This is a genomic window from Oscillatoria nigro-viridis PCC 7112 (assembly GCF_000317475.1).
Taxonomy (GTDB): domain Bacteria; phylum Cyanobacteriota; class Cyanobacteriia; order Cyanobacteriales; family Microcoleaceae; genus Microcoleus; species Microcoleus nigroviridis.
Genome location: NC_019729.1, coordinates 373,820 through 387,207 on the forward strand (window position 1 = coordinate 373,820; position 13,388 = coordinate 387,207).

Annotated in this window: 9 protein-coding genes; 6 read left to right on the forward strand and 3 right to left on the reverse strand. The window is 46.5% G+C overall.

Translation table 11 applies throughout. From position 1 onward, the window contains the following. Positions 1 to 43: 43 nt before the first annotated feature. The 6 genes from OSC7112_RS01630 (at position 44) to OSC7112_RS01660 (ending at position 10,507) form a co-directional block, all read left to right on the forward strand. Positions 44 to 3,295: a S8 family serine peptidase gene (locus tag OSC7112_RS01630; RefSeq protein WP_015174280.1), complete on the forward strand. Its 3,252-nt coding sequence runs from the start codon at positions 44 to 46 to the stop codon at positions 3,293 to 3,295. A 126-nt stretch (positions 3,296 to 3,421) separates the two neighbouring features. After that, positions 3,422 to 4,807, forward strand: coding sequence for a leucine-rich repeat domain-containing protein (locus OSC7112_RS01635; RefSeq protein WP_190274314.1), 1,386 nt, complete (start codon positions 3,422 to 3,424; stop codon positions 4,805 to 4,807). A 235-nt stretch (positions 4,808 to 5,042) separates the two neighbouring features. After that, positions 5,043 to 5,201: a hypothetical protein gene (locus tag OSC7112_RS39225; protein WP_190274315.1), complete on the forward strand. Its 159-nt coding sequence runs from the start codon at positions 5,043 to 5,045 to the stop codon at positions 5,199 to 5,201. Between the two features lie 99 nt (positions 5,202 to 5,300). Further along, positions 5,301 to 5,540, forward strand: coding sequence for a hypothetical protein (locus tag OSC7112_RS01645; RefSeq protein WP_223300736.1), 240 nt, complete (start codon positions 5,301 to 5,303; stop codon positions 5,538 to 5,540). 422 nt (positions 5,541 to 5,962) lie between these two features. After that, the gene (ppc, locus tag OSC7112_RS01655; RefSeq protein ID WP_015174284.1) at positions 5,963 to 9,088 is read left to right on the forward strand and encodes a phosphoenolpyruvate carboxylase; all 3,126 of its coding nucleotides are present in this window, start codon (positions 5,963 to 5,965) and stop codon (positions 9,086 to 9,088) included. Between the two features lie 138 nt (positions 9,089 to 9,226). After that, on the forward strand, positions 9,227 to 10,507 hold the full coding sequence (locus tag OSC7112_RS01660; RefSeq protein ID WP_015174285.1) for a phosphodiester glycosidase family protein: 1,281 nt from the start codon (positions 9,227 to 9,229) through the stop codon (positions 10,505 to 10,507). Here OSC7112_RS01660 and OSC7112_RS01665 read toward each other — a convergent pair. From OSC7112_RS01665 to OSC7112_RS01675, 3 genes are all read right to left on the reverse strand, one after another. Further along, positions 10,502 to 11,059 (reverse strand): HPP family protein, encoded by a 558-nt coding sequence (locus OSC7112_RS01665; protein WP_015174286.1) that lies wholly within the window; start codon positions 11,057 to 11,059, stop codon positions 10,502 to 10,504. The two genes, OSC7112_RS01660 and OSC7112_RS01665, sit on opposite strands and share 6 nt — an antisense overlap. A gap of 382 nt (positions 11,060 to 11,441) precedes the next feature. Then, complete coding sequence (locus tag OSC7112_RS01670) at positions 11,442 to 12,008, reverse strand: dihem cytochrome c (protein ID WP_015174287.1); 567 nt, start codon at positions 12,006 to 12,008, stop codon at positions 11,442 to 11,444. Between the two features lie 20 nt (positions 12,009 to 12,028). Next, positions 12,029 to 12,937, reverse strand: coding sequence for an MBL fold metallo-hydrolase (locus OSC7112_RS01675; protein ID WP_015174288.1), 909 nt, complete (start codon positions 12,935 to 12,937; stop codon positions 12,029 to 12,031). Positions 12,938 to 13,388 lie beyond the last annotated feature (451 nt).

Consider the following 13,388-nt stretch of genomic DNA (forward strand, 5'->3'; position numbering starts at 1 on the left):
GGCGAGCGCACTTTTTAGGTTTCGGGATCTCGTCTATTTCTAAATGGCGGGCGATCGACAATACGCAAAAGACAATAACATACTGATTGTAGCAGCAGCCGGTAACGAAGGAACTCTCCTCTGTGTCCTCGGACAAGCCTCCACCGAATTCGACAACATTATCACAGTCGGCGCATCCGACAACAACAATCGCGCCGCCTATTCCAGCTACGGAGGCGGTTTAGATATCCTAGCACCAACAAGCCTTACACAAACAGCAGAATCATCAACAACCGAAACCAAACAAGGCACATCAATAGCAGCCGCTAAAGTCACAAACACCATCTGGCAAATGTGGGCCGCCAACCCATCCCTCAATTACCAACAAATCAAAAACATCCTCCTCAACACAGCCAAAGACATCGACGTACCCGACTGGGATGAAAGAACGGGATACGGCATCTTAAACCCCGAATTGGCAATTGCTACCGCCATAGAAACAATCCCCGCAATTCCCGTATTGGCAGCAGCCAAACACTTGACAAAATCCTTAATTGATGCCGATGCAAATCCCAGCAACACCCCCAATAATACCGCACCAAAACCCTCAGAAAGAGCAACTGCAACCACCGCCCCAGGCACACCAAAGACTACCAGCACCTCAACCGGAAACAGTAATGAAGGCACTAGCTCTTATACCACAGAAGTAGCGCCATATACAACTACCTCTACCAGTAGTTCCAACGGCACAAGCACCACCAACTCTTACACCAATAGCAACTTATCAAACACAGAATCAAGCTGGGATAAAAGCAGAGTCAAAACCAACACCAAGGGCAACTCTTTTAACGAATCCACCAGCGATTCAAACACATCTGCCAGTACCTACACCAGCAAAAGCTTTTCTCAAAACTCACTCGAAAACAAAAATCAATCGCAGCAAAACTACAGCCGAGTTAAATACGAAGGAACTCGCAACGACCAAAGCTCATCCAATCAAAAATCCCGCAGTTCTAGCAATTATACCACTCCTTCACAAACTACAAACACCACTGCCGAGAGCTACCGAAACAGCTTCTCCCAATCCGACAGCAAATACGGCACGGGCTATGCAATGAATAACGGCAAGCGCCAAGACGATTGGGGGTCAAAATCAACTTCAAACACTCGCAATACTAGCAGCACCGGAAGTTCGGTAAACAACAGTTCAACTCAAATCCAAGGCAAAGCTAACTGGACCAATAGCAGCAATAACAACAGTTCCCTCAACACTCACAACGGGGAAGAAAGCCAAGTAAATCGTTCTTATTCGGAGAGTAATAGTACCAGCGGTTTCTCCAAAAATAACAACAGCAGCGACAACTACTCAGTTATCAATTCCACCTGGGACAATACTACAACTGATGGCAAAGCAGTCGGCAGCAACAGCCGCGATGTTTATTCGGAAGGAAACAGTAACTCTAACAGCAGTTACGACGACGGCAAAACAAAAAATACCAGCAATCGAGACACTTACACAGTCAATCAATCCGAACAAACCAACAGCAGCAACGGCCCATCATATTGGCAAAACAATCGAGGTAATAATTACTCGGTAACTCAGACCAATGACACCCAAAACTACAAAAACGGGCCGTCAACTAGCAGCCACAATCGAGATACTTATTCTGTCAGCAAGTCGAAATCTTCGAGCAGCAACAGTTCGGGTAAAGTTAGTTCTAAAAACGAGCAAGAAAATTATTCAGAAAATCATGCTCAGTGGGAGAGCGAGTATAAGGCTGATACTTATACTACTCAAAGCAACAGTGACGAATCGACAATAACAGCTACTAAAAGTAACAGCAGCACCGAGGGCAGTAATTCCACTTCATCTAACAGTAGCGACACCTCAACCACGAGAAATTCACAGACCGTCACAACTTATAAAGATGGTCGAAAAACTGAGAATGGCAGTTCGACTTACCAAAAATGGTCGAGCGAAAGCACTTACGATAGCAAGGGGGTAGCTAGTTCGGTGTCCAAGTATTCTAGCTGGAGTTCAAGTTACAGCAACTCTTATTTTAAGGGAGGTTACAGTTGGACGGAAACTGTGAGCGGTTACGACTCAGAATCGGTGACGAAAGCGGGTGTTTCGACGAGTAATGGCAACAGTTGGAGTTGGACTCGCAGCGGGACAGTATGGGATGATGGTCCCAATAATTGGAGTGAAAGCTGGTCGAAGTCTAGTTGGAAAGATGGCAAGTATGCGCCGGGTGAATCGGAGGTAACGAGGGGGTCATTTGACCCGAAAGGAACACAGACGCAGACGAATAATTTGCCGGAATTTGGGGAAGCGCCGCGGTTGAATAAGGCTCCGAAACAACAGGTGCCGATAGACTTTCAGAAGCCTCCGAAGCCTAGTGATGATATTTGGCAATTGCCGCCTCGTACTTTTACTGATACTAATCCACCAGAAGCACCGAATTTTCCAGATAATTGGTCTGCCGGGTCTGGTGGAGGTAATCCCAAAGATTCCGACGTTGACATTAAGGCTGCTATTGACTACAACAATGCCCAAGGTTATAGCAAGGATGCGATTCGGTTGATTCAGCGGGTAGTAGGTGCAGGTCAGACTGGAGTTTTTGGAGAAGACACGGTGAGAAAAATAGCTAACTGGCAATCTGCTCACCGCCTCAAACGTGATGGTAAGGTAGATAGCAATACGCTCTGGTCGATCGTTACTGAGTTGCGTATGAGAAATCAGCCCTTGGATGCGTTGCTACTTAGTAGGTATGTAAAAACACGCCAGTATGTCACAGATGCTAACAGGATCATACCAACTGGATATGGACCTTCAGGTCGCACACCAGGTAGTGGTGATGCCCAGAGCATTGTGGAAACCCTTAAGAAGAATCGGCAACTTACCCTATCTGGCGAGTTAAAGACAGTTGGCGACGCCACTACCGAATATAATTGCCATGGCTTTACGTTCCTAGGGGGGGCAGAATGGATAAAAAATAATAGTGATGTAGAAAACATTATTAAAGACAACGGCTATTCCGTTACCTCGAAGCCATCTGTAGGTGATGTGGTAATCTATCGGGACGACAACAATAAGATTCAACACTCAGGAATTGTGGCAGCCGTTTCCGGCGGTCAAGTAACAAGAGTTATTAGCAAGTGGGCAATGTATGGTCTTTACGAGCATAACCTAAAAGATGTTCCACTATCCTACGGACAAAACACTACGGTTTACAAAAGCAATCGGACTTCTGGAAATTTCCCTCAAGGTTTGGGTGCTGGCCGTCCCGGCAATCATTTATTGCGCCCGCGCTAATACTACCCTGCTGAAATCATATCTTGAGTGAGAGGTACCTTACCTCTCACAAGCCAAACAAACAAACGAATGATAAAAATTCATTACCCCGTGCAAATGATGCAGAAACTTCTAGGGAGATACTATTTGCAAGTTACATTTATCGTTTGTACTGCTTTAATTATTGTTGTGGGTGGATGCAATTCACCTATACCTTTTAAAAAACCGAGCCAAACACAGTCACAAGCACAAGTACAAACAATAGCCACTCGTACCTTTGCTGATTGGTGTGTCAATCAGACTAATTTGAGTTCGGCTGCTAGGCATACTATCGAAGTTATGTTGCGGAATGTTGCTACAACAGACTGCGTTAAAGCTAATAACATACTTTCTAGTCGTGCTGAATTTAGCATTCATGGTGATGGAATAACTGACATCAGCCCACTTTCATCTTTAACCAACTTAACAAAATTAAGCCTGAGTGCTAATAAAATTTCTGATATTAGCTCGCTCAGCTCGCTGACTAATCTAACTATTCTTCAGTTAGATCGGAACAGGATTTCTGATATTACTCCTTTAAAATTTCTGACTAATTTAACTGAGTTATCTATTTGGTATAATCAAGTATCTAATATTTATCCTCTAAAAAATCTCACAAATCTTTCTGTATTAGATTTAAGTCTTAATCCACTTAAAGACATTAAAATTTTAGAAAACCTGCGGAATTTGAATACATTGGGACTGGTTGACAATCAAGTCTCAAACATCAATCATTTAAAATATTTAACAAGCTTAACACATCTCTCACTTGGGACTAATCAAATATCTGATATTAGTCCCTTGAAATATCTAAATCAATTAACTGAATTAGGAATTAGCAGAAATCAAATATCTGATATTAGTCCCTTGAAACATTTAAGCAAATTAACTGAATTATTCCTAAATAATAATAAGGTTTCTGACATTACTCCTTTACAATTTTTGACTAATTTAAATACACTGTGGCTCAATCGAAATAGAGTATCTGATATTAGCACTCTCAAATTGTTGGCTAACTTAAATACACTATATCTCATAAATAATCAAATTTATGACATTAGTCCGTTGAGATATTTGACCAACTTAAAGCAAGTCGATCTGACAAATAATAAAATTTTTGATTTGAGGATGTTAGATAGTATTAATTTAACCTCTCTTTATCTCACTAATAATCAAATTGAAGACGTGAGTTCGTTGAAATTTATGAAGACCTTAAAAGTGCTATCCCTTGCTGACAATAAAATTTCTGACATTAGCCCGTTGAAATCTCTAACTAAACTGACTGAACTTTATCTCAGCGAGAATCAAATCTCTGACGTAAGTCCGTTAAAATCCCTGATTAAATTAACGAGGCTAGACCTGGCCAACAATCGGATTTCTGATATTAGTATGTTGAAACCTTTAACTAACCTCTTGGAACTCTACCTTGAAGGAAATCCGTTGACTAATAGAAATTGCCCATTGGTTCCTGATTTTAGATGTCGCTATGAATAATAGGAACGCTCGCTTTTTCAAGACTTTTGGCGCTCGCTATTTACTCGGCTTGAAAAATCTGTTGAATGGGCGAGCGTACAATCGATCGCACACCGGGTAAAACTTCCTTTGGGGCGATTGACTTTGGGAGCGAGTAGTTTTGGGGGATCGAATGATTATCGATAGTTTCACACCCCCCGGGCGATCGATGCTGCGGGAGCTTGAACTTGGCTTCTGATTTTTGTGTACTGTCGAGATGGCCGATCGAACTGTGCGATCGACTTTGCCGGCGATCGAACTTTTGTACGCGCCTTCGATCGGGCTCTCGATCCTGGGGGCGATCGTCGTATCCTCTCATTTTTGTGTCACATCCTTCAGGGGATATCAGCACGCACCCCTGCCTGGCGTGCGATGACACGGCACTAATTCTTAGATGAACACGGATCTCGCCCCAATCTAGGATACAACGAGGCAAGAAAACCCGCCCTAGCTTGTAAACTAGGGATAACAGAATATGCAGGAAAGATTTATGCCGTCGGAAAACCAAGACTTGCTCAAAACTCAAACACCTAACAGTCCAAAGTTGTCAGTTCCCTCAGACATTTTATTGAGCTTGGTCGCCTTACCCATGCTGGGTGGGTTGGTGGTGGCTAAAGCTGCTGCTGAGTTTGTTGCGTCGATCGGCGTTGAAAGCGAAGAATTATTTCGGGGTTCGCGCCTTCCCGTGCTCAACTTTCCTCAATCACAGGATTAGAAAGCCCGAGGAAGGATGCTGCAGCTAGAAGTTAAATTTTGTGACCCCGCCCAAAAACGGATACCAGCCCCCGACAGAAGTCGGGGAGAGATAAAAATTTTCGACCCTAGTTCAACTTCCCAGATTCATCTGTGGAGTAAATCTCAAATTGTTCGACTGATGGCGACTCAACTGACCGCTGGCCGAACGTCTCACGCCGATCGTCTAAAACCTAAAATCGCAAGTCAACTGATATGAAAGCTTGACAACAGGTACCATCTGTGGTCTAAGAATTAATCTTTCCTTATACTTTGTACATAAGTGCCTTCTACTTTCTACCTTGCAATAAGTTGGTCTCAAATTTGACTGCAAACAAAAGTGTTTTAGGCGAAACTAAACCATACAATTTTCACAGACACCCGCAGCTATTGAGGAACAGCCCGATGAGTTCAGTCCTCCAGTCTTCAGAACAGGCTATTGATGCAACATCTATTTCCCATTCTCCCGCTTACTCAAAATCTGACCTGTTTCTGCGAAATCGCCTCAAAGTAGTAGAGGACTTGTGGGAATCGGTGCTGCGACAGGAGTGCGGGCAGGAATTGGTGGATTTGCTCCAACAAATGCGATCGGTCAATTCCGCCGAGGGACAAGCCACTCACTTTCGCGAGTCGAATGTCGTACAGCTAATCGAAAAGCTCGACCTCAACGCCGCCATCCGCGCGGCTAGGGCTTTTGCACTGTATTTTCAGTTGATCAACATTGTCGAACAGCACTACGAACAGCGAGACCAACAGCTAGCTTACGCTAGCAGCAACGATGCTGGTGGGCGGATGTTTTCTAAGCTGCCAGGACAAGCAATGGATGCCCCCGATCGCCCGCGCCACAGGGAAGGCCCAGGCCCCGCCCAAATGGCTCTGAACAAGGCAGACAGCAGCGAGACGATCGCCCGAGATGCCGGCACTTTTCACCAACTTTTCCCGATGCTGCTGCGCTTGAACGTGCCAAGCCAGCAAATCCAGCGCTTGATCGATCAGTTAGACATCCGCTTGGTATTCACCGCTCACCCCACGGAAATTGTCCGTCACACGATCCGCACCAAGCAGCGGCGAATGGCGAAGATTCTCCAACAGCTAGACCAAGTTGACGAGAAATTTCAGGTGATCGGGGCCGAATCTCCAAGCCCGTACCCGGTGTCTTGCTGGGAAGCGGCGGCTCTCCAAGAGCAACTGATGGAAGAAATTCGCCTCTGGTGGCGCACTGACGAACTGCACCAGTTCAAGCCCACTGTGCTCGACGAGGTGGAATACACTCTCCACTACTTCGAGGAAGTTCTGTTTGATGCTATTCCCGAACTCTACCACCGCTTAAAGCAAGCTCTGCACGCTTCTTACCCTTATCTGAAACCGCCTAGTTACAATTTTTGCAAGTTCGGTTCTTGGGTGGGATCGGACAGGGACGGCAACCCTTCTGTGACTCCGAAAGTTACTTGGCAAACTGCTTGCTATCAGCGCCACTTAGTGCTGCAGAAGTACATCAGCGCGGTGAAGCGGCTGAACGAACTTTTGAGTTTGTCGCTGCACTGGAGCGACGTGCTGCCGGAATTGCTGGAATCTCTCGATCGCGACAAATCGGAATTCCCGGATGTTTACGAGCAATGGGCAATCCGCTATCGGCAAGAACCTTATCGGTTGAAGCTGGCTTACGTGCAGCAGCGACTGGAAAATACGCGCGATCGCAATTGGCGGCTCTACAAAGGAGACGAGTTGCAGCGGGAGCGCGAAGCTTTGTCAGAACATCCCGGAATGACCGGCCTTTATCGATCGGGCGCTGAGTTTTTGACCGAACTCAAGCTCATCGAGCACAATTTAGTGGAAACAGGTTTGAGCTGTCGGGACTTGGAAAATCTGATCTGCCAAGTAGAAATTTACGGGTTTAATTTGGCTTACCTAGATATTCGCCAAGAGTCAACTGTACACTCGGACGCTTTGAGGGAAATTGCTGAATACTTGCAAATTTTGCCCAAGTCTTACAATCAAATGTCGGAATGCGATCGAGTTATTTGGCTGGCAACAGAACTGCAAACTCGCCGCCCTTTAATTCCAGCAGAATTGCCCTTTTCTCCCAAAACTTGCGAGACGATCAATACCTTCCGGGTATTGCGGCAAATGCAGCAGGAGTTTGGCCCGGAAATTTGCCAAACTTACGTCATCAGCATGAGCCACGATGTCAGCGATTTACTGGCGGTTTTGCTGTTAGCAAAAGAAGCGGGACTTTACGATCCGGCAACAGGAATTAGCAACATTCAAGTAGTTCCCCTGTTTGAAACGGTGGAAGATTTGAAAAAAGCGCCGGAAGTAATGGAAAAAATCTTCGATCTGCCACTTTATCGAGCTTTGCTAGCAGGAGGATACGCGCAGGAAATAGCGGAAAAAACCGAAGAAAATATCCAATGTCCAATCGAAAATATCAAATTGCAAGAGGTGATGCTGGGGTATTCGGACAGCAATAAAGATTCTGGTTTCCTCAGCAGCAATTGGGAAATCCACAAAGCTCAAAAGGCTTTGCAAATGGTTGCGGAAAAACACGGTGTGGAGTTGCGGATTTTTCACGGCAGAGGCGGTTCTGTAGGGCGCGGCGGCGGGCCTGCTTACAAGGCAATTTTGGCTCAGCCTGGAAAGAGTATTAGCGGGCGCATTAAGATTACTGAACAAGGCGAGGTTTTGGCTTCTAAATATTCTTTGCCGGAGTTGGCGCTTTACAATCTGGAAACTGTGGCGACGGCGGTAATTCAAGCTAGTTTGCTGCACACTGGTTTTGATGGCATCGACCCTTGGAATGAGATTATGGAGGAGTTGTCGGCGCGATCGCGATCGCACTACCGCCATTTAATCTACGAACAGCCGGATTTAGTTGATTTCTTCCACCAAGTTACCCCGATTCAAGAAATCAGCCAGTTGCAAATTAGTTCTCGTCCCGCCCGGCGCGGCGGCAAAAAAGACATCAGCGGTTTGCGAGCAATTCCGTGGGTGTTTAGCTGGACTCAAAGCCGCTTTTTACTTCCTTCTTGGTACGGTGTCGGCACAGCTTTGCAAGAGTTTTTGCTGGAGGAACCGGAAGAGCACATGAAACTTTTGCAGTATTTCTACTTGAAATGGCCATTTTTTAGAATGGTAATTTCTAAGGTGGAAATGACCTTATCTAAGGTGGATTTGCAGATTGCAGAACACTATGTGCGGGAGTTAGCTTTGCCGGCTGACAAGGAGCGTTTTCAGACTTTATTCGAGCAAATTGCTGCGGAATTTCACTTGATTCGGGGTTTGGTTTTAACTATTACCGGACACCAGCGTTTGTTGGACGAAGATCCGTCGCTGCAGCGTTCGGTGCAGTTGCGAAATGCGACGATTGTACCTTTGGGTTTGTTGCAGGTTTCGCTGCTGAAACGCTTGCGGCAGCACGGTAGTAGCGGGATTCCGGGGGTGATTCACTCGCGTTACAGCAAGGGTGAATTGTTGCGGGGAGCTCTGCTGACGATTAATGGTATTGCTGCGGGGATGCGGAATACCGGCTAGGCAAATAGTTTTGAGTTTTGAATTAGTAGCAAGGTGCGCGATGGAGCACCTTGCTGCTGGTAGTTTCAGAATTCGCACGATCGCCCATTGCAGTCACAGCCATAGGAAACTGTTCGCTATCCTAGCTGAGATTTTTTTATGTCTAAACGCAAACAGTCTGAAGGTTGTCGCCCGATGCTGCGGCGCACTTTTTTATTTTTAACGGGCATAGCTTTGGCGCGGCTTGCGGCTGACTATTTTGCGATCGCCCAAAACCGAGATAGTTTCTTGACTCTGGCGGGTCAACTGTGGCAAAAGTTACTCGCTTTTTTATCCAGTATACAATCAAATCAAACTCCTCAACCTCTCCTTAACAATCCGATTGTCAAATCGGGAAAAAACAATCAACCTCTGCCGAGTAATCCTATTGTAAAATCGCCCGAAAATTATCCTGCAGTCCAGCCGTCTCAACCTCAAATTATCAAACGTTCTGCTAAGCAAGCAAAACCCCTACAAGTCAGCAGCAAAAATGTAGCTGGCGCAAGTTTTTATCTAACCACTATTGACCTCGCCGATCCAGAAATTTATATCACAATTGGGTTAGCTAACAATGCAGATTTTGCCAATACTTCTAAAGTAACGCGGGGCGACGAACCTTTTGAAAATATGGTGGCGCGTTACCGGGCTGCTGTTGTTGCTAACGGGACTTTTTTTGGTAAAGATGAGCAGAAATCTGTGCTGGGAAATATGGTGGCCGCGGGTAAGTTTCTGAAATACAGCCGATGGGAAAATTACGGCACGACTTTGGGAATTAAAGCGGGAAATCAATTGGAAATGGTGACGGCTAGAATTGAAGGTAAGCCGGATTGGAGTCAATATTGGTTTTCTCTGACTTGCGGGCCGAGATTGGTTAAAGGGGGGAAAGTTTGGCTGTCTCCTTTATCGGAAGGTTTTAAAGATTCTCATGTTTTGGGCGTGGGTTCGAGAACGGCGATCGGCTTTCCGGCTTCGAGAGATAAGTTATTTTTGGTAACTTTTTTTGATAGTTTGTCTTTGGAAGCAGAAGCTAAAGTTATGCAGGCGATTGGCTGTTTTGAAGCGATGAATTTGGACGGGGGCGCTTCGGTGGGCTTGGCTCATCAGGGGCAGATTTTATTGCCGCCGGGACGGAATTTGACGAATGTGCTGGTGGTTTACGATCGCGAATATCCAGCGCCGGCTCAGTTAAAGGAGTCCTGGGAACGCTTTCAAAAGGGATCTCGACCAACGCCGGACAAATCAGTGTTTTTTGATCGATCTAGCAGCAGGAAGTTCGGCTTCCGTTGCACGCGATCGGGATGTAACGGATGGCAGAAAGAAGGAAGAAGGAATCGAGGGAGCATCCAGATTTTGAGTGGTGCTCCCAAGGGCAGGATGAAATCATTACAGACAAGGCTATAACCAGTGATTGGGATACGTCCTTTCTGCAGCTAAATTATTAAAGATGACGGCGCACAAGACCAAGATTATCGATCCCTCAAAAGCCGGTGTTAGCAAAAATTTCCAGTCTGGTTGGGTCATCATGACGACTAAGGCAACTGCTCCCGAAGGGGGATGTAGAGTTCTGGTAATCTGCATAATTCCGATCGCACTAGAAACAGCCATTCCCATCGCCCAGGGAGAAGAACCGACAAAATGCAGAATCATTAAACTCGTGAGAGCAGCTAAGCAATTGCCCCCAATGACATTCCGGGGTTGAGCCAAAGGGCTGTCGGGGACACCAAATATCAGAACGCTGGTAGCGCCAAACGGAGCCATTAGTAAAGGAGAATTAGTTTTTACAGCAAGATAGGACGTTGCAGTAATTGCCAAAAAACTGCCAATCCAACTCCAAACAATATGCCGAGGATGAGGTCTGTCTACTGGGCAGGTCAACGGACACGAGCTCCATCTCCCAAAGGTTTTAAACCAATAACTTTCCCATTTCAGTCGAATTTTTTTACTGTCAATCATAAATCAGGTTACTTGATAACCAGGGGTTCTTAAATTGTCTGAACTAGCCTCCGTTAAAGTTAAGATATCATAACAATTGCTCAAAAAGTAGTTAAAGGCACAGATTTTTTACTTCTATGCCGATCGAGCCATAGCTAACCACTCGGTTGGAACCGACTAGCAAGTTTGGCAGGTTTGGCAACAGACGTTATCGGCAGTCGCACAACTTCACCGTTAGCCGCCAGAGTTATTGATGAGGGTAAGGTGCGATGCCCCGTAAGCATAAATAGAAAGATCGCACCCACACTTTGAGATAAGTCTCTAGTTCAGAATGCGATCGCCGTTTTCTGGTTAGTGCGAGCGAGACGATCGCACTCGGATATAATTACGAACTTAATCTTCGCTACGGAGAGTTTTCCCACTCGGCGGTAAGCTTGCGGAAATTGTATTGAGACGCGCCGGGGTGACAAGTAACGCAACTGCTGATATTTGCGGGTTGTGACATTTTGACTTTGGGGTGCAGAGCTTTGAAATAGCGAGAACTGGCGACTCGGTAGGCGAGTTCTTCGTCTTGGGCTTGGGGACGGGAAAAAGTTTGCAGGTAGTTCCAGACTAGCAGGCGGGGCGGGTCTACTAGGAGTTTGAGGGTTTGCCCGTAGTGTTGGGGATCTTGCAGCAACCTGCGCCAAGTTTCTGTAGGTAATACTTGCGGCGGTAAAGCGATGTGACAGGTGGCGCAGTTTTCTAGGTACAGTTGCTTTCCGAGTTGGTAGCGTTCGGGAATGCGATCGACAGTTCCAGTATCCTCGATCGGAGACACCTGAGCAAGTCGGGCCGGAGTGCCAGAGTAGGCAGTCTGAGCTGCAACCCATCCGCCGCAGGTACAGCAGACAATTATCAACACTAGCAACGTTGAGTAAAGCCCCCGCAAGCCTACTCTGCGACGTTTGCGGGGTTTTTCCTGTTTCATAATTCTGAATTTATTTTTGGTTAAATCACTGGTATGCTCATGCCTTCGCGGGCTAAGCAGCTATTGGCGAACGCTGCCTGCACCTCTGCTTCTGTACGATCGAGAAAATTGTCGTCGTGACCCGGATCGTGGTGAAACATCACGATTTTTTTGACTCCAGCAGCTTTCGCTATTTCTACTCCTGCTTGCCAAGTCGAGTGTCCCCAGCCGACTTTTGGGGTTTTGAAGTCGTAATACTCTTCGTTGGTGTAGTTGGCGTCGTAAATCAGCACGTCGGCGTTGCGAGCTAGGTGTAACACGTTGTCGTCCAGGCGATCGGGAAAGTGTTCTGTATCGGTGCAGTAGACGGCTGTGTGTCCCTCCCAGGTGACTCGATATCCGATCGCGGTGTTGGGATGGTTCAGCAGTGCCGTTTCTATTTTCACATCGTCGAGTTCGAGAATATCCCCAGGCGTCAAATCGTTGAATTTGAGGTCTGATTGCATCACCTGGATGGGGACGGGAAAATTGGGGTGCAGCATTTGGTCGGCAAGACGGTGTTTGATTGTAGTGCCGTTGGGGGCGATCGCACCGTAAATGTGAAAGCAGTTCCCCGGGATAAAGGCAGGAGTAAAGAACGGAAACCCTTGAATGTGATCCCAGTGAGTATGACTAAAAAACATATGGGCTTCCACCGGCATTTGCCGCAGCAGATTGAGGCCCAGAACTCGCAGGCCCGTACCACCGTCAAAGATCAGCCGTTTTTTGCCCAAGCGCATTTCTACACAGGAGGTGTTGCCTCCGTAGCGCAGTGTTTTGGTGCCGGGGGTGGCGATGCTGCCCCGCACGCCCCAAAACTGAACGACAAACTCGGTCAAAGGACTATTTTCCATAGTGGCTTTGCGATCGGAAGGCTGTGGATTGGGTAGAGAGGGTGCGGAATCTGGCATTTTTTTTAGTTTTGGCGGCAGGAACTTGGGAGTTGAAATCTTAGTTTTTAGTTTTTAGTTTTTAGTTTTTAGCAGTCCGTACTATAAAACGCTTTATCCGAGAACCCTCCGAGTGCCTAACACTTGGGCTGTTACAAGCCTAAACCGTACCGGTTGGTGTAGGAGATGTCACGCTGGAGAGATGATTTTTTGCACCCTGCAGGCTGCCCGGCGTGTTCTGTGTTCTGAGATTAAGATAGTGCCGATCGATCTAAGTGTTAGGGTAAAGTTTCCTCAAACCTAGAACGCATTCGCCAGGGGTATAATTTGCGCTTCATCTTACTCTAGGAGTAGTATTTTTTTCAAGATTGGGGCGGGGGCGCGGTTTTGAGGAATGCCGTTCCGGTGAGTCGGCATTCAAGACTGAGTTAACATTCTACCCACCTGTTCCTCGACTGCATCCCTCGACGTG